This window comes from Methylobacterium trifolii (genome assembly GCF_022179685.1).
Classification (GTDB): domain Bacteria; phylum Pseudomonadota; class Alphaproteobacteria; order Rhizobiales; family Beijerinckiaceae; genus Methylobacterium; species Methylobacterium trifolii.
In genome coordinates this window covers 1-20,735 of the sequence record NZ_BPRB01000189.1, presented here as the reverse complement: position 1 = coordinate 20,735, position 20,735 = coordinate 1, and the positions used below count along the sequence as shown (strand labels likewise).

The 20,735-nt window shown below is 65.6% G+C and carries 21 protein-coding genes and 1 pseudogene; 10 read left to right on the top strand and 12 right to left on the bottom strand.

The window, feature by feature from the left end:
- On the top strand, positions 1-1,517 hold a 1,517-nt coding region (locus COGEMETH_RS16535), incomplete at its 5' end, for a Calx-beta domain-containing protein (protein WP_283215007.1).
- Positions 1,518-1,953: 436 nt separating this feature from the next.
- Here the strand turns inward: COGEMETH_RS16535 and COGEMETH_RS16530 are convergent.
- Positions 1,954-2,156, bottom strand: a pseudogene (locus tag COGEMETH_RS16530) (transposase); the annotation flags it as partial.
- 47 nt (positions 2,157-2,203) lie between these two features.
- Complete coding sequence (locus tag COGEMETH_RS16525) at positions 2,204-3,223, bottom strand: LacI family DNA-binding transcriptional regulator (protein ID WP_238183697.1); 1,020 nt, start codon at positions 3,221-3,223, stop codon at positions 2,204-2,206.
- A gap of 205 nt (positions 3,224-3,428) precedes the next feature.
- Between COGEMETH_RS16525 and COGEMETH_RS16520 the strand changes: the two genes are divergently transcribed.
- The 7 genes from COGEMETH_RS16520 to COGEMETH_RS16490 all read left to right on the top strand — a co-directional run bounded on the left by COGEMETH_RS16520 (position 3,429) and on the right by COGEMETH_RS16490 (position 10,117).
- On the top strand, positions 3,429-4,214 hold the full coding sequence (locus tag COGEMETH_RS16520) for an ABC transporter permease (protein WP_238183696.1): 786 nt from the start codon (positions 3,429-3,431) through the stop codon (positions 4,212-4,214).
- Between the two features lie 23 nt (positions 4,215-4,237).
- Positions 4,238-5,002 (top strand): ABC transporter permease, encoded by a 765-nt coding sequence (locus tag COGEMETH_RS16515; RefSeq protein ID WP_238183695.1) that lies wholly within the window; start codon positions 4,238-4,240, stop codon positions 5,000-5,002.
- Positions 5,003-5,014: 12 nt separating this feature from the next.
- Positions 5,015-5,803, top strand: coding sequence for an ABC transporter ATP-binding protein (locus COGEMETH_RS16510; protein ID WP_238183694.1), 789 nt, complete (start codon positions 5,015-5,017; stop codon positions 5,801-5,803).
- 61 nt (positions 5,804-5,864) lie between these two features.
- Positions 5,865-6,962 (top strand): ABC transporter substrate-binding protein, encoded by a 1,098-nt coding sequence (locus COGEMETH_RS16505; protein ID WP_238183693.1) that lies wholly within the window; start codon positions 5,865-5,867, stop codon positions 6,960-6,962.
- Positions 6,963-7,018: 56 nt separating this feature from the next.
- Positions 7,019-8,332: a sulfopropanediol 3-dehydrogenase gene (hpsN, locus tag COGEMETH_RS16500; protein ID WP_238183692.1), complete on the top strand. Its 1,314-nt coding sequence runs from the start codon at positions 7,019-7,021 to the stop codon at positions 8,330-8,332.
- Positions 8,329-9,105, top strand: coding sequence for an SDR family oxidoreductase (locus COGEMETH_RS16495; protein ID WP_283215006.1), 777 nt, complete (start codon positions 8,329-8,331; stop codon positions 9,103-9,105). The genes hpsN and COGEMETH_RS16495 overlap by 4 nt, the downstream gene beginning before the upstream one ends.
- 10 nt (positions 9,106-9,115) lie before the next feature.
- Positions 9,116-10,117: an alcohol dehydrogenase catalytic domain-containing protein gene (locus tag COGEMETH_RS16490; RefSeq protein ID WP_238183690.1), complete on the top strand. Its 1,002-nt coding sequence runs from the start codon at positions 9,116-9,118 to the stop codon at positions 10,115-10,117.
- A gap of 489 nt (positions 10,118-10,606) precedes the next feature.
- Here COGEMETH_RS16490 and terL read toward each other — a convergent pair whose 3' ends face one another.
- The 5 genes from terL to COGEMETH_RS16465 all read right to left on the bottom strand — a co-directional run bounded on the left by terL (position 10,607) and on the right by COGEMETH_RS16465 (position 15,667).
- Positions 10,607-12,034 carry a phage terminase large subunit gene (terL, locus tag COGEMETH_RS16485; protein WP_238183689.1) on the bottom strand — a complete coding sequence of 476 codons (1,428 nt, stop codon included), beginning with the start codon at positions 12,032-12,034 and terminating at the stop codon, positions 10,607-10,609.
- Positions 12,031-12,504 (bottom strand): DUF5681 domain-containing protein, encoded by a 474-nt coding sequence (locus COGEMETH_RS16480; protein WP_238183688.1) that lies wholly within the window; start codon positions 12,502-12,504, stop codon positions 12,031-12,033. Before COGEMETH_RS16480 ends, terL begins: the two co-directional genes overlap by 4 nt.
- A complete protein-coding gene (locus COGEMETH_RS16475; protein WP_238183687.1) occupies positions 12,494-13,897 on the bottom strand; it encodes a site-specific DNA-methyltransferase in 1,404 nt (467 codons plus the stop codon). The genes COGEMETH_RS16480 and COGEMETH_RS16475 overlap by 11 nt, the downstream gene beginning before the upstream one ends.
- A gap of 43 nt (positions 13,898-13,940) precedes the next feature.
- The gene (locus COGEMETH_RS16470) at positions 13,941-14,630 is read right to left on the bottom strand and encodes a hypothetical protein (RefSeq protein WP_238183686.1); all 690 of its coding nucleotides are present in this window, start codon (positions 14,628-14,630) and stop codon (positions 13,941-13,943) included.
- An 89-nt stretch (positions 14,631-14,719) separates the two neighbouring features.
- Positions 14,720-15,667: a restriction endonuclease gene (locus COGEMETH_RS16465; protein ID WP_238183685.1), complete on the bottom strand. Its 948-nt coding sequence runs from the start codon at positions 15,665-15,667 to the stop codon at positions 14,720-14,722.
- A gap of 166 nt (positions 15,668-15,833) precedes the next feature.
- Between COGEMETH_RS16465 and COGEMETH_RS16460 the strand changes: the two genes are divergently transcribed.
- Positions 15,834-16,079, top strand: coding sequence for a helix-turn-helix domain-containing protein (locus COGEMETH_RS16460; RefSeq protein WP_238183684.1), 246 nt, complete (start codon positions 15,834-15,836; stop codon positions 16,077-16,079).
- Positions 16,080-16,458: 379 nt separating this feature from the next.
- On the opposite strand, the gene COGEMETH_RS16455 is transcribed toward COGEMETH_RS16460, so the two are convergent.
- Positions 16,459-17,352: a LysR substrate-binding domain-containing protein gene (locus COGEMETH_RS16455; RefSeq protein WP_238183683.1), complete on the bottom strand. Its 894-nt coding sequence runs from the start codon at positions 17,350-17,352 to the stop codon at positions 16,459-16,461.
- 111 nt (positions 17,353-17,463) lie between these two features.
- Here COGEMETH_RS16455 and COGEMETH_RS16450 point away from each other — a divergent pair, with 111 nt between their 5' ends.
- Positions 17,464-18,216, top strand: coding sequence for an SDR family NAD(P)-dependent oxidoreductase (locus tag COGEMETH_RS16450; RefSeq protein WP_238183682.1), 753 nt, complete (start codon positions 17,464-17,466; stop codon positions 18,214-18,216).
- 509 nt (positions 18,217-18,725) lie between these two features.
- On the opposite strand, the gene COGEMETH_RS16445 is transcribed toward COGEMETH_RS16450, so the two are convergent.
- From COGEMETH_RS16445 to COGEMETH_RS16430, 4 genes are all read right to left on the bottom strand, one after another.
- Positions 18,726-19,346, bottom strand: coding sequence for a hypothetical protein (locus COGEMETH_RS16445; protein ID WP_238183681.1), 621 nt, complete (start codon positions 19,344-19,346; stop codon positions 18,726-18,728).
- Positions 19,347-19,544: 198 nt separating this feature from the next.
- Entirely contained in the window at positions 19,545-19,946 is a 402-nt protein-coding gene (locus COGEMETH_RS16440; RefSeq protein WP_238183680.1) for a hypothetical protein, read from the bottom strand.
- A 91-nt stretch (positions 19,947-20,037) separates the two neighbouring features.
- A complete protein-coding gene (locus COGEMETH_RS16435) occupies positions 20,038-20,265 on the bottom strand; it encodes a hypothetical protein (RefSeq protein WP_238183679.1) in 228 nt (75 codons plus the stop codon).
- A gap of 287 nt (positions 20,266-20,552) precedes the next feature.
- Positions 20,553-20,735, bottom strand: a 183-nt coding sequence (locus COGEMETH_RS16430) for a LysM peptidoglycan-binding domain-containing protein (protein WP_238183678.1), incomplete at its 5' end; no start/stop codon positions are given.

Here is a 20,735-nt window from a genome sequence, read left to right as displayed (position 1 = left end):
TCACCGTCGCCACGACGGACGACACCCTCTACGAGGGAGCCACGCCGGAGACGGTGACCGCGACGCTGAGCGCCGCCACCGGCGGGGCCACGATCTCGACCACCAACGGCACCGCCACCGGCACCATTGCCGACAACGACCCGGCACCGGTGTTCTCGATCGCCAACGCACCCAGCGTCACCGAGGGCGGCCAGCTCGTCTACACCGTCACCCGCACCGGCGATGCGCAGGGAGCCCAGACGGTCACCGTGACCGCGGGCGCTGCCGGCGACACCGCCACGTCCGGCGCGGACTACACGCCCGCCACCCAGGTGCTGAGCTTCGCACAAGGCCAAACCAGCGCGACCTTTACCGTCGCTACCCTCGACGACGGCCTCTACGAGGGCGCCACGCCCGAGACCGTCACCGCGACGCTGAGCGCCGCCACCGGCGGAGCCACGATCTCGACCACCAACAGCACCGCCACCGGCACGATCAGTGACAACGATCCGGCGCCAAGCCTCAGCCTCGGCCCTGCCACGCTGTCTCAGGCCGAGGGCAATTCGGGGACAACGAACTTCGTCTACACCGTCACCCGGACCGGCGACGCCCAAGCAGCGCAAACCGTTCAGTACGCCGTCACCGGTTCCACACGCGCGCCTGCCGAGGGCAGCGACTTTACCGGCGGTGTTCTGCCAACGGGTACGGTCAGCTTTGCACAAGGGCAGACGCAGGCCACCATCACGCTCGGTGTGGCCGGCGACACCACGGTCGAGGAGAACGAAGGCTTCACGCTCACGCTCTCGGGCCAGAACTTCGGCACCATCACCAACGCCACGGCCACCGGCACGATCCAGAACGACGACGCCGGTCCGCCTCCGCCGCCGCCGACCCAGCCAACCGACCTAACACCTGGTGACGACAATCTCACTGGAACGGATGGACCCGACAGCATCAGCCTGCTTGCCGGCAACGACACCTACAGCGGCGGCCTGGCCAACGACACGGTGTTCGGCAACGAGGGCGACGACCTGATCCAGGGCAACCAGGGCGACGACCTGCTGCTGGGCAACCAGGGCAATGACACCCTCTACGGCGGGCAAGGCGCGGACACCCTCTACGGCGGGCAGAACGAAGACGTGCTGCTGGGCAACCTCGGCAACGACATCGTGCTGGGCAACATGGGTGCCGATACGCTGTTTGGCGGTCAGGGCTCGGACACCTTGTTCGGCGGCCAGGGCAACGACGTGGTCTACGGCGATCTCGGCGACGACGTGCTCTACGGGGATCTCGGCGACGACGTGCTCACCGGCGGCTCGGGCGCGGATCGCTACGTCTTCAACCCGGCCTCGGGCCACGACGTGATCCTGGGTTTTGCCCAAGGCGAGGGCGACCGCATCGACCTGCGCGGGCAGAGCTACAGCTTCGGTACGGCCGCGGACGGCTCGGGCAGCGCGCTGCTGGTGCTCTCGGGCGGCGGCACCATCGAACTCGCCGGCATCACCCAGGGGCAGGTCAACGCCAGCTTCTTCGCCTGAGCGGTCGGCTCTGGGCGACCTGCGATACCAGCCGGCGATGAGAGGACCTCGTCGCCGGTTGCCCGCGCGATCGTGCGGCGGCATCAACCGGACGCACTGATCCCGAGCCTCGGTTGAGATCAGCGCAGCTTGGTGTGGGACTGCCCTGAAAAGTCAGGGGCGGGTGAAGCACATTCCATAATGCCCAGGTCGCGAACCGCTTACTTAAGTAGTTTGGTAAGCCGGCAGAAGCGGTGATGAAGGACATCCGCTGGGCCACACGTCGTCAGTTCTCCTCCGAGGAGAAGTGTAAGATGAGCTTGTCCAGTGTCAAATCAGCCACTACCTTCTAGAGCGCGCTCCGAGGAAGCGGATACCGGTTCGTCGCGAAAGTGCGCGTCAAAACAAGGACCTAGAGCCGTGACCCGACCCAACGTGGCCGGGCACCGCTCTAAGGCCGGGCATTTCCAGTCTTAAGACTCTTAATCCGTCGAACCTGATCTGTCTTCAGGCTCCAAACTCACGCCGCCACCGGTAGTATGTCACTGAACTCACGCCAAGCCTGCGGATTGCATCAGTCACGCTCTGACCCTGTGAAATAAGTACATCCGCCTGCCGTAGCTTGGCAACAATCTCTTCGGACTTCGGGTGCTTCGCCATCTTGTCCGTCCTCCAGACTCAAAAGCCATACCAAAGGGCGGACCACTTCACTGGGAGCGGACCAATGGACCCGAAGAACTTCGCTCAACCAACGCGATAGCCATCTCCGTATGCCGCGCACGAAACTCCCCGCGCAAGCGAGCGAGCAGATGTTCTGCAATCTCTAGACCGAGTTCTGCGGTCGGAAGGTTCACGGTCGTGAGCGAAGGGGCGACGTGGCTCGCGATCTCGAGATTGTCGATGCCGACGACGGACAGGTCGCGCGGGACGCACAACCCGCTGTAGCTCGCCCCGAACAGCACGCCGACGGCAAGCAGATCGTTCCCGCACACGATGGCCGTGGGCGGCTCCACGAGTTCGAGCAGTTGAGCGAGTCCCTCGCGACCGCCCGCCAGCGTGAACGGCTGCTCGGAGACGCGCGCCTGCGGAAAGTCGATCCCCGCCTCGGACAAGGCCTTGCGTACGCCTGCGATCCGCAGCCTTGCCCGGTCGTTGGATTGCGTGAAGCCGGAGACCATGCCGAAACGCCGGTGGCCCAGGTCCAGGAGATGCCGGGCGGCGAGATAGCCCGCGCGGGCGTTGTCGAAGCCGATCGCGTCGAGACGATCGTCGAACGACCAACTCAGAACGATCGGGACCGGCGCCTCCATCAGCAGGTTCCAGGTCTCCGGCAGATGGTCGGCACCGACGACCATCAGCGCGTCGACACCACGGCCGAGCATCGACCGGACCGATTTGGCCTCCACCTGGGCCGAGTACTCGTGAGCTGCGAGCAGGAGCTGATAGCCATACGTCGCTAGATTCGTCTGCATCGCCTGAATGGCACGGGCGAAAATCGCGTGGTCGAGGGTCGGGATGATGGCCCCGATCGTGTGGGTGCGTCCCGAGGCGAGCGCTTGTGCGGGCCCTCCCGGAAGATAACTCAGCGCCTCGGCCGCCGCGAGCACACGCCGGATCGTGTCCGGATGGACGATGGACGAGCCGGCCAAGGCACGGGAGGCCGTTGCCGCCGATACGCCCGCACGGTCGGCGACGGCCTGAAGGGTCGGTCGCAGGATTCGTCTCATCGCCTTTCAGATGCCCTCCGACGACATCGATGACCAGGTGGCGGAGCGCAGGCGCTAGCGATCCGACGTCCTGCGCACGGATCGCCGTCACCGAATTGCCGCTTGACACGATAGCAGGCCATACCGCTAATGAAAGCGCTTTCATTGCCGCGGCAATGGGGCACGGTGAGCCGCGTGAGACGGCCGCCACGAGGGAGGACATGCCGTGAGGCCGAGCCGCCGCACGATCGTTGGCGCGACGACGCTGCTCGTTGTCGTCCTCGTCTGGTACGTCGCGACCACCGGACTCGGGCTCGTCTCGGCGGGCCGGTTTCCGGCGCCGTCCGACGTCGAGTCGGCGGCCGCCCAGGCGTTCGGGCGCGGCTACCCGGACGCGACCCTGTTCGTACACGTGATGCACTCTCTGAAGCTCGTCGCCCTCGGCTTCCTGGTGTCGGTCGTCCTCGGCGTGCTGCTCGGCCTGCTGATGGGCTGGAATCGAACGGCTGAGGCGCTGATCAATCCCGTCTTCCTGCTGCTGCGCCCGATCCCGCCCCTGGCCTGGATTCCCCTGGCCATCCTCTGGCTCGGCCTGGGCGACGCGGCCAAAGTGCTGGTGATCTTCCTGGCAGCCTTCCCGCCCTCCGTAATCAGCACGCATGCGGGCGTTCGCGCGATCGGCCCGGCGATCATCGAGGCGGCGCAGATGCTCGGCACGCCGCGCACGCGCTTCGTCACCGAGGTGCTGGCGCCGGCTGCGGCGCCGATGATCTTCACGGGTCTGCGGCTGTCGCTCCAGGCGAGCTGGACCACGCTGGTGGCGGCCGAACTGGTCGGCTCGTTAGCCGGCCTGGGCTACGTGCTGAACGTCGCGCAGCAGGACCTTTATCCCGGCATGATCCTCGTCGGCATGGGGGCGGTGGGCATTCTCGGCGCCGCCAGCACGGCGCTCCTCGGGTTCGCCGAGCGGCGCCTCGTCGGCTGGGCTCAGACGAAGGGGGCGTTCGCGTGATCGCCTCTCGCCAGCCACTGCCTTTGGGTCGCGCGTCTCTGCTCGGATTAGCCGGGACGCTGGCCTTTCTCGGGCTCTGGGCGGCCATCGCCCATAGCGGCCTGGTGCAGCATCTGTTCCTGCCGACGCCGATTGAAGTCACGCGGCGTTTCCTGACGCTGCTGACGACGCCGTTCGCCGGCGGCACCCTGACGGCCCATCTCGTTTCCAGCGTCCAGCGCTTCCTGTCGGGCTACCTGCTGGCCGCCCTCGTCGGCGTCCCCCTCGGACTGATGATGGGCTGGTCCCGGCTTCTCGACGACATCGTCACGCCGGTCTTCGACGCCCTGCGCTTCATCGCGCCGATCGCCTGGGTACCCTTCGCCGCGCTCTGGTTCGGCACGGGCGTCGGCGGCCCGATCCTGATCATCTTCGCGGGCGCCTTCCCACCTTGCCTGATCAACGCCTATCGCGGCGCTCGCTACGTCGACCCGCGGCTCATGGAAGCCGCGGCGATGCTGGGTACACCGGGATACCGGGTCGTCACCGAGGTCATGCTGCCGGCGGCACTCCCCTCGATCGTCGCGGGCCTGCGCATCAGCGCCGGCCTGGGCTGGCAGTCCCTGGTCGGGGCCGAACTTATCGTGGCCTCCACGGGCGTCGGCTACATGATGGTGCAGGCGCAAGGGGCGGTCTCCACCACAACGGTGATGGTCGGGATGATCGCGATCGGCCTGTTCGGCGTGGCCGTCGACACGACCCTGCGGCTGATCGAAACCCGCATCCGCATTCATCTCGGACACGCGTGAGAGGCCCGATCGATGAGCGCCATTCAGTTCGAGCAGGTGGGCAAGAGTTTCGGCGGTTCGGTCAAGGTGCTCGACGGCGTCGACCTCACGGTCGCCGACCGCGAATTCGTCGCTATCGTCGGCGCGTCCGGCTGCGGCAAGACCACCTGCCTGAGGCTGGCGGCGGGCTTCGAGGCGCCGAGTTCGGGTCGTGTCCTCGTCGGCGGCAAGGTGGTCGACCGGCCGGGCCCGGACCGGGCCGTGGTGTTCCAGCAATTCGCGCTGTTTCCCTGGAAGACGGTCTCCCAGAACATTGCCTTCGGCCTGCGCAACAAGGGCCTGCCGGCCGAAGAACGGTCCGAGCTCGTCTCTTCGGCGATCACGATGGTCGGTCTCTCGGGCTATGCCGACGCCTTTCCTCACCAGCTCTCCGGCGGCATGCAGCAGCGGGTCGCCATCGCCCGCGCGTATGTGCTCGAACCCGAGGTGCTCCTGATGGACGAGCCCTTCGGCGCCCTCGATGCGCAGACCCGGGTCGTGATGCAGGAAGAGCTGGTCCGGCTGGCGCGCAAGAACCCGCGCACGGTCCTGTTCATCACCCACGGCGTCGAGGAGGCGGTCTACCTCGCCGACCGGGTCGCGGTGATGACCCGGCGACCGGGGCGCATCAAGGAGATCATCGACGTCAAGTCGATCCGCGAGGCCGAGGCCTGGGAAAGCCACGAGCGGATCGAGGACGTCATGGACCTCGAATCCTTCGTCCACCTGCGGACGCACATCTGGAAATCGCTGCGCGAGGAGAAGAGCGGGACCGGCCTTTGAGCCGTCGACCCGGGATCGCCGTGGGCCCTGCAAAGACACGCCGCCGAAAGAGGACGCCACCATGATCACGTCGCCAACCTGCCGTTCGCTGACACGCCTCGCGCTCGCCGGAGCCCTCGCTCTGGCCTTGCCGCTAAGCCTGATGCCGCATGCCTATGCGCAGGGCGTCTCTGCCAAGATCGGCGTGTCGTACCAACCCTCGCTGTACTGGGCACTCCCGTTCTACATCGCGACGCAGAAGGGCTGGTGGAAGGAGGCCGGCCTCGAGCCAAACTTCGCGGTCTTTCCCGCCGGCGCCCCCCAGGTCGCCGCCGCGCAGGCCGGCTCCTGGGACGTGGGCGGAACAGGTTCCGTTCCCGCCATCCTCGGGGCCGCCCGCTTCGGACTCGTCACGATCGGCCTGACCAACGACGAGTCCAAGACCAACGTCCTGATGGTCCATGCCGATCGCCGCGCGGCGATCCTGAAGGACCCCAAGCAGCTCGTCGGCCAGAAGCTCCTGGTTACCACCAACTCCACCGCCGATTACGCAGCGCGCAACTGCCTGAAGTCCTGGGGCCTCGGCCCGCGCGACATGCGCTTCGTCAACCTCGGCCAGGCTCAGATCATCTCGGCCGTGATCGCCGAAGCGGGAGAGGTCGTCGGCGTCTGGGCGCCCAACACCTACACGCTCGAGGAGAAGGCCAAGGCCGAGGTTCTGTGCAGCGGCGCCGATGCGGGCGCCGTCGTGCCCGGCGCCCTCGTGGTCCGGGCCGACTACGCCAAGGCGCATCCGGCCGAGGTCGCGAGGTTCCTCGCGGTCTACTTGCGCGGCTGGGGCTGGGCCAAGGCCAACCCCAAGGAAGCCCAGGATCTCACCCGGCGCTTCTACGCAGACGGCGGCGTCGAAGCCTCGGACAGGGCGATCGAGCAGGAATTCGCCCTGCGTCCGACCTTCTCCCTCGACAGGCAGCTCGCGCTGATGTCGCGCGCCGGCGGCGCCTCCGAGGTCGACGGTTGGTTTGCCAAGATCGGCGCCTTCATGGCCGAGGTCGGCACCGTCCCCGCGGCGCCCGAGGCCAAAGGCTACATCGACGACAGCTTTCTCAAGCGCGTCTCCGACGATCCCAAACTCAGGGCCTTCGCGACGGAGTTCGACGCCGCCAGCGCCAAGCCCTGAGAACCCCATCCGTGGCGCGCGACGCGCCCTCAACCGCACGGGAACAGGTGACACCTATGTCGATCGTACACGTGAAGCGCGCCACCAAGACGCCGGAAACCGAGACCGGGGCGGCACGGGAGGTCGTGACCGAGATGCTGGCCCAGATCGAGGCGCGGGGCGAGACGGCGGTGCGGGACTACGCGCTGAAGCTCGACCGCTGGTCCGGCGACATCATTGTGACCCCGGACGAGATCGAACGGCGCAGCCGCGATGTGCCGGAGGCGGTCAAGCGCGACATCGAATTCGCCGCGGGCCAGGTCCGGCGCTTTGCCGAGGCGCAGCGCGACAGCGTCAAGGATTTTGCCGTCGAACTGCTGCCGGGCCTGACCACGGGGCAGAAGCTCGTGCCCTGCAACGTGGCGGGTTGCTACGTGCCCACCGGACGCTACGCGCACATCGCTTCCGCCTACATGTCGGTCGCGACCGCCAAGGCCGCCGGCGTGCCTACCGTCGTCGCCTGCTCCACGCCCTATCGCGGCGAAGGCATCCACCCTTACGTGCTCTACGCGATGAAGGTGGCGGGCGCCGACGTGGTGATGACGCTCGGTGGCGTCCAGGCCATCGCAGCCATGGCTTTCGGACTGTTCACGGGAAAGCCCGCCGACATCATCGTCGGGCCCGGCAACAAATTCGTGGCCGAGGCCAAGCGCATGCTGTTCGGCCGGGTCGGCATCGATGTCTTCGCCGGCCCCTCGGAGGTCGGGATCATCGCCGACGACACTGCCGACCCTGCAATCGTCGCCTCCGACCTCGTGGGTCAGGCTGAGCACGGTCACGAGAGCCCAGCTTGGCTCTTCACCACCTCGCGCGCACTCGCCGACGCGGTGATCGCGCGGGTGCCGGTCCTGATCGACGCTCTGCCGCCGACCGCGCGCGACGCGGCCGCCGCAGCCTGGCGCGACTACGGCGAGGTGATCCACTGCGACACGCGGGACGAGATCGTCGCGGTCTCGGACCGCTACGCCAGCGAGCATCTGGAAATCCATGCCACCGACCTGGAGTGGTGGCTCGGGCGCCTGAGCAACTACGGCTCGCTGTTCCTGGGCGAGGAGACCACCGTGGCCTTCGGCGACAAGACCTCCGGCCCGAACCACATCCTTCCGACGAAATACGCCGCGCGGTACTCGGCCGGGCTCTCGGTGCACAAATTCCTGCGGCCCCTGACCTGGCAGCGCATGGACCGGGAAGCCTGCAAGACCATCGCCCAGGCAACCGCACGAATCTCCCGGCTCGAAGGCATGGAAGCGCACGCGCGCACCGCCGACGACCGGCTGGCCAAGTACTTTCCCGACCACGTCTTCGATCTCGGCGTCGCGGTATGCGCGTGAGCGGCTTCCGGCTCACGCCCCTGTTCGACCTGACCGGACGCACGGCGCTCGTCACGGGCGGAAACTCCGGCATCGGCCTGGCGCTCGCCCGGGCGCTCGGGCTGGCAGGGGCCTCGATCGTCCTCACCGCACGCCGGGAGGGGGACCTCCGGGCCGCGCAAGCCGGCCTGCATGCAGAGGCCATCGCCTGCGACACGATCCCCGGCGACCTCGCGGCGCCCGAAACCGCGACCGTCCTCTCCGGAGCTTTGTCGGAGCGGGGGCATCGGATCGACATCCTCGTGAACGCGGCCGGCGTGAATCTGCGCAAGCCCTTCGAAGCCGTGACCGCCGCGGACTTCGACACCCACATGGCGCTCCACGTACGGGCGCCGTTCCTGCTGACCCAGGCCCTCGCGCCCGGCATGGCCGAGAGGGGTTCTGGCCGGGTCCTGAACATCGCCTCGCTACAATCCTTCCGCGCCTTCGCGGACTCGGCGCCCTACGGAGCGGCCAAGGGTGCGGTCGTGCAACTCACCCGCGCCATCGCCGAGGCCTGGTCGGCGCGCGGTGTCACCTGCAATGCGATCGCGCCGGGATTCTTCCCGACCCCGCTCACACGGGCGGTGTTCGCGGATGCAGAGCGTGCTGGCCGCAACGCGGCTCAGACCGCGGCCGGCCGCAACGGGGAACTGACGGACCTCTACGGCGCCGCGGTGTTCCTGGCCTCCGACGCCTCCGCCTACGTCACCGGTCAGACGCTGCCGGTCGACGGCGGCTTCACCGCCAAATGAGATCGTCGGGATGAGAGCCCTCGTCTATACCGGACCGCATTCCCTCGCGCTGCAGGAGCGTCCGGTGCCGGCTCCCGGGCCGGGCGAAGTCCTCGTTCGGGTGGAGGCCGTGGGCATCTGCGGGTCCGACATGCATGCCTATCACGGGCACGACACGCGGCGGCCCCCCCCGCTGGTTCTCGGACACGAGGCCGCCGGGCGGATCGCCGGAGGGCGCCGGGACGGGGAGCGGGTGACCGTCAACCCTCTCGTCACCTGCGGAACCTGCGCCGCGTGCGAGTCTGGACGCTCGCACCTCTGTAAGGATCGACAGATCCTGTCGATGCCGCCGCGGCCCGGTGCCTTCGCCGAGTTCGTGTGTGTGCCCGAAGGCAACCTTGTCCGTATACCCGACGACCTTCCGGTCGCGAAGGCGGCGTTGGCCGAGCCCATGGCCGTGTCGTATCACGCCGTCAACCAGGGCGCCCGGCTCCTCGGCCGTCCGGTGACCGGAGCGGATTGCCTGATCTTTGGCGGCGGCGCGATCGGCCTTGGGGCGGCGCTTGTCCTGGCCATGCAAGGCGCGCGTCGACTTTGCCTCGTGGAACCGAATGCGGCGCGGCGCACCGTCATCGCCAGGAGTGTTCCCCGGATCCGTTGCGCCGCGCCAGAAGACGCAGAAATGGCGCTGGACGCCGTCGCAGACCTAATCCTAGACGCGGTCGGGAGCGCGTCAACGCGCAAGGCAGCGAGCCGGCTCATCCGGCCCGGCGGCGTGATTGTGCATATCGGCCTGCTGCCGGGTATGGAAGGCTTGGACATCCGCAAGATCACGTTGCAGGAGGTCGTCGTATCTGGCTCCTATTGCTACACCGCCCAGGAATTCCGCGACGTGGTCGCTGCTCTGGCCTCGGGGCAGCTGGGACACCTCGACTGGCCCGAGGAGCGCGACCTGTCAGGCGCAGTCGAGGCGTTCGCCGACATTGATGCGAACAGGGTCGGCGCACCAAAAGTCATCTTGCACTGCAATTGAAAATATAACAGGTCTTAGCAGCAGCGATTTAGGCTCAATATTCGAATTAGCTTTTAAGCTTCGTAGCGAAACAAATCGGCGCCGATTAATTTAGTCGAAAAACTACTGTCTGGTTGGGTTAAGCCTCAGCGTCGAGCTTTACGCCACCTCGAAATGCGTTGGGCATGATTGTGTGAGGCGTCATGCTACGACACCTCTTTATAACAAGTGCACCATATGCACGGGATTGCCTGCGTCCGGCGGCTCGAGGATCGCCCCTAAGGGCGCTAGGGCGACTTTGAGTAGCCCGCGACGGATTGAGGCCGGGGGGCCTCAGGCAGGCCTACCAACGCCACGAGTGGGCGATATCAAGCCGCCGAGGAACCACTTGAGCGCCGCCAAAGCTGTCGGCGGTCATGCCGAAGACAGCGGTCTGGCCTTTCAGGTCGATCCGCTCACCCCCGCCCTGGACCCAGGTAGGACGGTCGACATGGTGCCGGCTTCCACGCCTCAATAATCGTCATCATCGTCAAGCCAGCGGATGCGCGGTCCGGCGTCGAGCTCGTCGCGAGTCCAGATCAGAAATTGGCTCATCGCGTCCACCTGATCATCGTGACGGCAGTAGGGGAACGCGAGGACCTCCTTCTCGAATTCGCCAAGCCAGGCCGCACGCTCGGGCAACAGAACGCGGCCGCCTTCGACGCAGGCCGCCTGCGAGTCCGCGCGCACGAGCTTGTCGCCCTTGGGCTGGACCGGGATTGCGAACACGTCGCCGTTGTTGCGCAGGTCCTGAACGAGCTGCTCGCCAGAGGCCTTGTCCTCGATCAAGACGCCGTTCGGGCGCCAGCGCTGGTTCAGTTCAATGACCTTGCGCCGTAGTTCCGGATATCCGAGCCGTTCACGGAAGACGTCGAGGAGGTAGTAGGCGCCCCGGCGGACGAGCCAGGTCGTGCAGACCGAGTAGTCGTTGAGTTCGCCGCCTTTCGAGGCCGTGTCCCAACTTTGATAGACCTCGTCGTCGCCGTAGGCGCCGGGCGAGAGGCCCTCGCTGTAACGGGGAAACCAAGCAAGGTTGAACATGTTGCCGCCCGCCGGCACGGGCTCCTGCTGATACTGGGCGGCGAAAGTAAAGCTCCCAAGGGCGCGCTTCAGCTCGTCGAGCACCGCCATCGGCTCGCGCTCTGGGTGCAGCAGTTCGCCCGTGCGGCGCCTATGAACCTTGCAGGGCGCGATCGGAATGATCTGATCGGTCTCGGCGATGGCGGGGAGGTTGAGGTGCGTCCAGCCGCCCCGGTCGAGAAGGTGGCCGGCGAGGTCGTCGACGTGCAGCCGCTGCATGACGAGGATGATCGCCCCTTCGGTCTTGTTGTCGAGCCGCGAGAGCAAGGTCATGTCATACCACTCGTTGGTGCCCGTTCGCACCGATTCGGACATGGCGTCGGCGGGCTTGATCGGGTCGTCGAGGATGATGACGTGGCCGCCGCGCCCGGTGAGGACGCCGCCGACCGAGGTGGCCATGCGAAAGCCGCCGCGGGTGGTCTCGAACTCGCTCTCGGTGTTCTTCGCGCCCCCGAGGCGCGTGTCGGGAAAGACCCGCTGATACCAGGGCGCCCGCATCAACTGCCGAGTCTGATTCGAGAGCTTGCTCGACAATTCCTGGGCGTAGGACACGCAGATGATTCGCTTGGTCGGGTCGCGGCCTAACATCCAGGCCGGGAAGGCGACCGAGGCGCACAGCGACTTGCCACTACGCGGAGGCACGGTGATGATCAGGCGCCGGATGCGCCCGGCCATGACCTCTTCGAGATGATGCGTGATCGCGTCGAGATGCCAGTTCGGCTCGTAGCTGTCGCCCTGCACGACGGTGCCGAAGGCCTTCTGCAGGAAGAAGCCGAGGTCCTCCCGCAGGATATGATCGAGAAGCTCGGGTCGAGTCATTCCGCCTCCTCCACAGAAGGGTCTTGGGTCAGGGCGGGGCCGGGCTGCTCTGCTGCGATCTTGGAGCGGTGCCGTGCGAACATGCGGTCGATGATCGCCTGATCCTCGTCCGAGAACGGCTGGGCTTCCTCGGTCACCGTCGCGACTGGCGCGCCCTCCAAGAGCCCGAGACGATGAGCCAGGGCCACGATCTCGCGCAGTGCCCGTGCGTCGCCCTTGGCGGCCTTGTTGACGTTGCTGATCATCATCAGATCGAACTTGGTGACCTTGCGCGGCTTGCCGTCCTCGACGACGTTGACCGTCTGCGAGAGCTGCTTCTTGAAGACGTCCACCATCACTGTCCTTAGGTCGCTGGCACCCTTGGCCCGCCCTCGGGGGTTCCCGGACTGGCCGGGCTTGAAGCGGGTGTGCGCCGGGGGCCGGCCGTAGCCGACGTCGTAGTCACTCGTGGGTTTGCGGCTACGCGGCATCACGGTCCTCCTGGTCATGGTCTGAATGAATGGCGGTCGTCGGGCCGTCAGCCGCCCGCTGGGCGGCGACCTCCGAAAAGCTCTGCCCCGTCGCGGCCAAGCGCGCGGGCTCGCCCACGAGGCGCTCGAGGCGGCGCAGGGCTACGTCGACGTAGACAGGGTCCAGCTCGATCGCCCGCCCCTGCCGCTGGGTGCGCTCGGCTGCCAGGAGCGTGGTGCCGGAGCCGGAGAAGGGGTCGAGGACGATGTCGCCGCGCACCGAGACGTCCCGAAGGGCATCGGCCACCAGGGCGACGGGCTTCACCGTCGGATGGGCGGCCAGGTCCTTGGCTCGGTCGCGGTGGAAGGTGTTCTGTCCAGGATAATCCCAGACGTTGGTGCGGTTGCGGCCGTGGCGGCCGAGCTCGACGTTGTTGCGGTGGGCCGCCCTGCCCTTCTTGAACACGAACACCAATTCGTGTTTTGAGCGGTAGAGCGAGCCCATCCCCCCATTGTCCTTGTTCCAGACAACGAGGTTCTTGAGCTCGTCGTAGACGCCGTCGGCCGCCGCGAGCATCTCGCGCATGTGGCGCCAATCCATGCACTGAAAATGGATCGAGCCGTCGGTGCTGAAGGCCGCCAGATGCGTGAAGGTGGTTCGCAGGAACTCGGTGAAGGCGGCGACCGACATCTCGCCGGAGGCCATGCCGAACTCGCGATGGCGGTTCTTACCGAGGCCCGAGACGTGCCCTTGAACGTTCACATTGTAGGGTGGATCGGCAAACACCACCGCAGCCCGCTCCTCGCCCATGAGAGCGGTATAGGAGGCCACATCGAGGGCGGAGCCGCAGAACAGACGATGAACCCCGATAAGCCAGAGGTCGCCGAGCCTACTGACGGCCGGCCCCGGCTCCGGCTCGGGGACCTCGTCCTCAACGATGCTCGTTCCGGAATCCAGAATCGCCTCGATTTCGGGGATCTCGAAGCCGGTGAGAGAAAGGTCGAACTCGAGCTCCTGAAGGCTTTCCAACTCGACCCGAAGGCGGTCGGGATCCCAAGTGGCCGATTCAGCCAGCTTGTTGTCGGCGATGCGGTAGGCCCGGACTTGGGCCTCACTGAAATGCGCGGCGCAGAGGGTCGGCACCGCCGACAGGCCGAGCTGCTGCGCGGCCGCGTAGCGCCCCTGCCCGGCGATGATCATTCCGGAAACATCAATCAGGATTGGGACGAGGAAGCCGAACTCGCGGATCGAGTCGGCAATCTTGGCGATCTGCTTGGCCGGGTGATTGCGCGGGTTGCGCGGATCGGGCCGGAGCTCGCAGAGCGCTCGCACCAGGATGCGATCGGCGAGGATCGGCGTCAGCCCCTCTCTGGGTTTTGCAGTGTTATTTGGGGTTACAATAGGTCGTGGCACGATGTCCTCCAGGTTCCAGTTCAGGATGAGGGAAGAGGTTCCCCTACGAGCGACCACGGGTCCGGGTCGGTGCGCGTTCGAGGTAGTGGCGCAATCGATGGGCGGCGTTCACGAGCTCGACCACGATGGCAGCGTTTCCATTGTGGCTCGCTCCAACCATGTGCCCAAGCAGATCAGGCGATCCAAAGCAGATGTTGCCGGAAACGGTCTCGCCGGATTTAGCGGTAATCTCGAACGCCTGTGCGCTCTCACCCGCGAGCATGACGAGAAACACCATCTCCTCGGCCTCGCCGATGAGATGCCCGCTACGTACAGCGTTCAAAAGCTCCGCTTCCCCGAGATCCTGCCGAACCTGGCCGGGCTCTTTAAGAAGGGTCTTCGCGAGCAAAGCCTCGAGGGGCTCTCGGATCTCGCGCATGAAGCTGACCGCCCTCCCCTGCGGAAGCCCGCCGCGCAGAAGCCTCAGGCCGATCAGCAGGGCATAGGCATCGTAGGTGCCGTAGACGACATCGGTGCCGCGACCAGGCGGAGGACCATTGTGGAAGGCGTAGCGTGGCGAGACCGCCGGGTGTAGATCTTCGGCCTGGGCGCGATCGAGATCGAGCAGTCGCTTCAGGTCGACCTTCAGTCGCGTCGGACGTTGGTGACGATCGAACAGCGTCTCGCCGGAGCTGCAGGCAACGGCGCCTTCGACCTGATCGCGTTTGTAGGTGATGTTGCTCGCGCTCGGCATGGCGGCAGCTTTAGCAACATCCATAGGAACCGCAATAGCAGCTCCTATGGATTTTTTTATCCGGCTCGTCGATCGATGCCGAGCGTGCCTCAGCCTGCTCGTTCGATCAGCCAGCCCATCAGCCCAGCTTCCACCGCGCGACGTGCCAGCGCCGTCCCTGTCCAAACATGCACGTCCGGGGCATCCACATCGATATGGCCGACGGGCGAGTGGCAGATGAAGAACATGCGCATGCAGGCCTGGCTCTCGCGGTAGCGGGCTATCGAGGCCTCAAGCACGGCCTGAGTCGCCTTGGACTTCACCTGGACGAAGCCGCGCTCGCCTGTGGCCGGCTGCTCGATGATCAGGTCGAGATCCGGCTGGGTCTTGCCCAGGGCCGAGACCCGCTGCCAGCCCGAGCGTGAGAGCAGCAGGTCGGCCAGCACTTCGAACTCGGCCCAGTGCAGGCCGGCGATCAACGCCTCAGCCGACGCCACCGTCTCGCGCAGGGCGTCCCGGGCCCGGCTCACCACCGGCTCCTCGATCTCATTGATCTTGCGGCTGAGGTAGTCGATCTCGGCGACGTTGCAGATCGTACGCTGGTAGGCCCGGACCTGGGTCAACCGGCTGCTCAGGGCGGTCAGCAGCAGCGGCGTGCCCATGCGCGAGGTGTCGAGCCACCCTCCCCGGCTACGGCGCATCACGACGCCAGGGCCGCCGTGCTCGACCGGACGGACCTCGCCGTCGGCAAAGGTCCACCACAGCCGACCCTTGAAGAAGGTGATCCAGAGGCACTCGTCGGCGGGCAGGGTGTAGAACTCGCGGATCTCGCGCAGGACCTGGCTGGCCTCGCCCGCTGACTTGCCCTGCCCGATCAGGGCCTCGCGCGCGCTATCCCAGTCGCCGGCGTGACAAAGGGCATGCGGTTCGTCGGGACTGCCGAAGCGGAGCTCTCCGGCCTCGATGCAGGTCTGGGCCCAGGCGCTACCGGGGCCAAGGCGGATGAAACGGGCGCAGGCGGGGGAGAGTTCAGCGAGGATGGTGGTGTGCATGTTCATGGGAGCGGGAGCCTGAAGATGCCGGCGGCCGATCCGCCGGGGTGGGCATGGCTCGCTCGATCGGGGGGCACAGTCCAGTGGTTTATCTGCTAATCGGATATCTGCTTTTTGGATCGCACGGTGCCGTCGCTACTGGACCTGCCGGACCCTGTCTGGCCGTTCCCGCATGCCCCGCACACTGCGCTCCCGTCGCCACCAGCGTCTTGCGGAGCTGATCATCGGCTATCGCGAGGCGGCGGGTCTGAGGCAGGTCGAGGTGGCCGAGCGGCTGGGTCGGCATCAGCCCTTCCTGAGCGCCATCGAGGCCGGCCAGAGACGGCTCGATCTGATCGAGTTGCTAGATCTAGCCGAGGCCATCGGCTTCGATCCGCACGACCTGATCACGGCCCTGCTCGACACGCCGAAAGAGTGATTGGGGTCGGCCCGTTTAGCATGTCACGCCTACAAAAGGACGGCACTGCTCCACGACTTGGCTATTTCAAACGGCTGCTACTTAGGCTTCGGTACAGGCTAGAGGTCCCAGTCGGTGCGCGGACCTCACTAATCAACGAACCGGGTGTTGCCGCCGTTGAATGTGATTACTCCGACCCCAGGGAAGTTCACTAATGCCCTGTGGACTGAGACGAAATATGCGGGACGAACAAAAAATTGCCCATCGCCCGACAGCGCACGTTCCCTTGTTGAGCCAACTCGACCGCTTCGCTTGCTGTACTTCTATCTCAAAAGCAGACCTCGGTCAGATCAGCGGATTGCCACCGGGTTAATGATACGAGCAGGCTCTGTCTTTGCTCTCATAACTTGGGAAAGGCTGCCGCCAAGTGGTCGATCAGGGCGCGCACCGCCGGCGGTAGTCCGCGCCGGGTCGTGAAGACGAGGTGGACGAGGCCGGCTTGGCTGCGCCAATCCCGAAGCACGTGGACGAGCTTGCCCGCGGCGATGTGGCCGGCACAGACATGATCGGGCAGGTAGGCGATGCCGATGCCCTCGGTGGCCGCATCACACAGGACGGCGAAGTCGCTGCACGTCATGCGCGGTTCGTGGCGCAGCCTGTACGTCGCCCCGCCCGCCGGTTCGAACCGCCACTCGACCTCGCCCTGATCGTCGCTCGTGCCGAGCGTCGGGAAGGCGCCGAGAGATGCGATGTCGGCTCCGAGGCGGCTGGCGACCTGGGGGCTGGCAACCAGGATCCAGCGTGAGTGCCCGAGAGAGCGCATCGTCAGCGAGGCGTCACTGGTGAGCTCCTGCCGCACCCGCACGGCGACGTCGATGCGCTCCTCGATCAGGTCGACCGGCCTGTCGCTGGCGATGAACTGAAGGCTGACCTTCGGGTAGCGGACCAGGAAGGTGCGCACGGAACTCGAGACAACCTCCGCCAAGCCCTTCGGGCAGCTCATGCGGATGCGCCCGTGCGGCTCGGCCTGCGCCTCCGCAACCAGCGCCTCGGCCCGCTCGGCCTCCAGCATCATCGCTCGGCATCGCTCATAGAAGCTTTGCCCGACCTCGGTGACGCGGAAGCGCCGGCTCGACCGCTCGATCAGGCGCAGGCCCAACCGTGCCTCGATGGCCGCGACCCGACGGCTGAGCTTCGACTTCGGCTCGCGCAGGGCCCGGCCCGCCGCAGCGAAGCCACCGTGGGCCACCACCTCGGCGTAGTACCGGAAATCGTTGAGGTCGGTACGCATCATCGTTCCTCTGCTGGAACGCTATGTGCCAATTTTACCGTCTACTCGCATCAGCGTTCTCAAGTCATCTGTATCGTCAACGACGCAAACGAAGCCGAACGACGGAGAACTACGATGACGAGCAGGTTCCAGAACAAGGTCGTGGTGGTCACCGGCGGCACGAGCGGCATCGGGCTGGCCACGGCCAAGGCCTTCTCCGAGGAAGGCGCCTCGGTGTTCATCACCGGTCGCCGACAGGAGACACTCGACGCGGCAGTGAAGCAGATCGGCGGACGTGTCACAGGCGTCCGGGGTGATATGGCCCGGCTTTCCGACATCGACCGCCTCTACGACGCGGTCCAGCAGAAGCACGCGCAGATCGACGTGGTCTTCGCCAATGCCGGCGGCGGCGAGATGGTACCGCTCGGTGCGATCACCGAGGAGCACTATCAGCAGACCTTCGACACCAACGTGAAGGGCGTTCTGTTCACCGTCCAGAAGGCGCTGCCGCTGCTGATGGATGGTGGTTCCATCGTCCTCACCGGGTCGATCACCAGCATCTCGGGCACGCCCGCCTTCAGCGTCTACTCGGCGACCAAGGCGGCGGTGCGCAATTTCGCCCGCAACTGGATCCTCGACCTCAAGGATCGCCGCATCCGGGTGAACGCCATCAGCCCCGGCCTTACCGAGACGGCTGGCCTGAACGAGCTGTTCGGCGGCGGGGATCAGGCGAAGAGGACCAAGAACTACCTCGCCGGCCTGATCCCGGCCGGGCGAATCGGTCAGCCGGAGGAGATCGCCAAGGCGGTGCTGTTCCTCGCCTCGGACGAAGCGAGCTTCGTCAACGGCGTCGAGCTCTTCGTCGACGGCGGACAGGCTCAGATCTGAGCGGGCGATCACCAATGCCGGCTTCGTGGCGTCACTGCCCCAAAGCCGACGATCTGCAAACTACCTAACCGCGCCGTTACGCATCGCAGCTTTGCGCCATGAACGGACGTTGGCCGCCAGCCGGGAAGCAGACATTCCGCATCCGACCCAACCTAGTCGTACTAGTTGCTGCGGGCGTAGCTTAAAAGCGGACGTAGGCTCGGGATCTAGTCAATACCGCATCAATGACCTCTTGCTATCGTAGCGTGTCACAAATCTTAGAAGATTTTCTACAGCCCGAAGCAGTCACTTCACGGGCGCCCTACGATCAGCATGTCGTGTCCCATTACGACTGATCAATTTGTGAGCCCATCGCGTCGACGGATGCAAGTTTGCGCCGGCGGTCCCCGGGCAAGACGGCTGAACCTTTCAGGACGCAGGCAGTCGTGCGGACACCCGATAATAGAAGCGCAAAGCAGGTCCTATTTTAGACGAGCCTTGCGATCCATTCATTTCAAGAGCGATGCGTTTCAGCGCCCCTGCTGCGGCATCAACGAACGAGCCTGTTGGACGGCATCGTGGCAGGACTGATCGCCCTTTGCATTGAGGTCTGTCGCGCGCTGCAGGGTGGTCTTGGCCTGAGAGACCTTGTCCTCGGCGGACAGGTTCGCCGAGGCGGTCGGTTCACCACCCTTCGACGCCTCGACGGCGGCGGTCGGCTTGTTCTCGGACTGGGCCCGGACGTCGGCCGGCGAAGTGGCGATCCGCCCACTTGCAACCGAGTCGGCTTGGCCGGTTCCAGCAGCAGCCGCGACGGCCCCCGAGACGCCGCCGACCGTACCCGGCGATCCGCCCGTCGCCCGGGACGCCCCGCCATCCTGCGCGCGATCCGTCTCGGCGTCGCCAACGGGCTTGGCCTTGGATCCGGCTGTGCTCGCAGTCCGGTCGGCCGACCCGTCGTTCGGTCCCTTGCGCTGGCCGGTATCGGGCTGCGAAACGGGCGCCCCCATGCCGACCTGGGTCCCAAGTTCGCGCTTGAGCTTGGCAATGTCGTCGGAACAGGGACCACCCTCCTGTGCGTAGGCGGCTATGTTCATGAACCCGAGGGTCGAAAGGGCGGCGGCACCGCAAAGCATCTCGAAACGTGACATTTTCATCCTTTGATCGATCACTCGACCAATCCGGATGATCTTATTAACTTCAAATTATTGGATTTTATTTATGCAGCTCACGCCAATATTTCGGTTTTTCAATGATAAACTAAGTGCAGTGCGCCTGGATTGCTCCAAGCGCACTGCATTCTTATCTGGACCCATCACGTCAGATGACGAGCCGGTGACGTGCTCTTCTCAGTACCCGTAGCCGTAGGCCGGGTAGCCGTAGCCATAAGCCGGTGCGTAGCCGTAGGCGGGGGCGTAGCCATAGCCGCCGTAGTACCCAACCGGACGCCCATACCCGTAACCACCGTAGCCGCCGTAGCTGTTCGCCACGATGGCACCCGCCGCGAAGCCGGCGATGCCGAGACCGATGGCGGCGCCTGGGCCGATGCCGCGACGATAGCCGTAGCCGCGACCATAGCCGCCGCCGTAACCACGATACCCACCGTAACCACCGCGGAAACCGACACCGTGGTAACCGCCGCCGTAGCCGCCGTGGCCGTAACCACCGCCCCAGCCGCGAGCCTCGGCGGGTGCCGATGCCAGCAGGCCGAGGCCAAGCAGCGCCGTTGATGCAAGTGCGAGCTTGCGCATTCGATAGCTCCTATCTTTCGAGATGTGGGCCAGAAACAACCTCGCCTGGTCGACCGTTCCAGCGGTTGGTGTGGTACAACACGTCACAGGGTCAGTAGCCGTTGCCCCCATGGTAGGCGTCGTAGCCTATAGCCGGCGCGAACCCGTTCGACGCCGTGGTCGGCCCTCCCCAGGTGTAGCTCTGTCCGGTTGGATAGATCCTGGCATGATCCTCACGATGAGCAGCATGGATGCGAATGCGGCCGTTTTTTCCTGTTCTAGAAAAACTCGCATTCTTCTGCACTGAAAACATGGTCAGGATAGACGGCATGATACGCATGGACGCCTCCGGCTTAAGCTGAGGGACCAGAAACATCCTTGAGACGATACCGTTCCTACCCCATCCCGTCAGCGTAAGAACCAAAGACCATCAACTTCGAACAGGACCTATTTCGGCATGCTATCGAACGAGGCCAATCGTGATGGGAACCTCCAGGCCATCGGCGTCCTCATGAACTAGCCAGCATGCTCGTGGATTGCAGGACGACGATGACGAGCATGGAGACGGCCGCGGCGGCGAGGATATAGGTCACGGCCTTAGTGAATTTGGTCATGATTTGATTCTCCTCAGCCGCGTTTTTCGCCCAGACCGGCATCAATGGCGTCCTCGGCCGGCAACACGAAGACCTGACCCGGATAGATCAGGTCCGGGTCCCGGATCTGGTCCTGGTTGGCGTCGTAGATCGCCGTGTACCAGTCACCCTCACCGTAGGTCCGCCTGCTGATCGCCCAGAGGCTGTCGCCGCGCTC

Bases quoted from the DNA above. Each gene is read 5' to 3' on its own strand.
- COGEMETH_RS16525 (WP_238183697.1), bottom strand. From the start codon at position 3,223: ATGAGACGAATCCTGCGACCGACCCTTCAGGCCGTCGCCGACCGTGCG.
- COGEMETH_RS16510 (WP_238183694.1), top strand. From the start codon at position 5,015: ATGAGCGCCATTCAGTTCGAGCAGGTGGGCAAGAGTTTCGGCGGTTCG.
- COGEMETH_RS16505 (WP_238183693.1), top strand. From the start codon at position 5,865: ATGATCACGTCGCCAACCTGCCGTTCGCTGACACGCCTCGCGCTCGCC.
- hpsN (WP_238183692.1), top strand. From the start codon at position 7,019: ATGTCGATCGTACACGTGAAGCGCGCCACCAAGACGCCGGAAACCGAG.
- COGEMETH_RS16490 (WP_238183690.1), top strand. From the start codon at position 9,116: ATGAGAGCCCTCGTCTATACCGGACCGCATTCCCTCGCGCTGCAGGAG.
- terL (WP_238183689.1), bottom strand. From the start codon at position 12,034: ATGACTCGACCCGAGCTTCTCGATCATATCCTGCGGGAGGACCTCGGC.
- COGEMETH_RS16480 (WP_238183688.1), bottom strand. From the start codon at position 12,504: ATGCCGCGTAGCCGCAAACCCACGAGTGACTACGACGTCGGCTACGGC.
- COGEMETH_RS16470 (WP_238183686.1), bottom strand. From the start codon at position 14,630: ATGCCGAGCGCGAGCAACATCACCTACAAACGCGATCAGGTCGAAGGC.
- COGEMETH_RS16465 (WP_238183685.1), bottom strand. From the start codon at position 15,667: ATGAACATGCACACCACCATCCTCGCTGAACTCTCCCCCGCCTGCGCC.
- COGEMETH_RS16460 (WP_238183684.1), top strand. From the start codon at position 15,834: ATGCCCCGCACACTGCGCTCCCGTCGCCACCAGCGTCTTGCGGAGCTG.
- COGEMETH_RS16455 (WP_238183683.1), bottom strand. From the start codon at position 17,352: ATGATGCGTACCGACCTCAACGATTTCCGGTACTACGCCGAGGTGGTG.
- COGEMETH_RS16450 (WP_238183682.1), top strand. From the start codon at position 17,464: ATGACGAGCAGGTTCCAGAACAAGGTCGTGGTGGTCACCGGCGGCACG.
- COGEMETH_RS16445 (WP_238183681.1), bottom strand. From the start codon at position 19,346: ATGTCACGTTTCGAGATGCTTTGCGGTGCCGCCGCCCTTTCGACCCTC.
- COGEMETH_RS16440 (WP_238183680.1), bottom strand. From the start codon at position 19,946: ATGCGCAAGCTCGCACTTGCATCAACGGCGCTGCTTGGCCTCGGCCTG.
- COGEMETH_RS16435 (WP_238183679.1), bottom strand. From the start codon at position 20,265: ATGCGTATCATGCCGTCTATCCTGACCATGTTTTCAGTGCAGAAGAAT.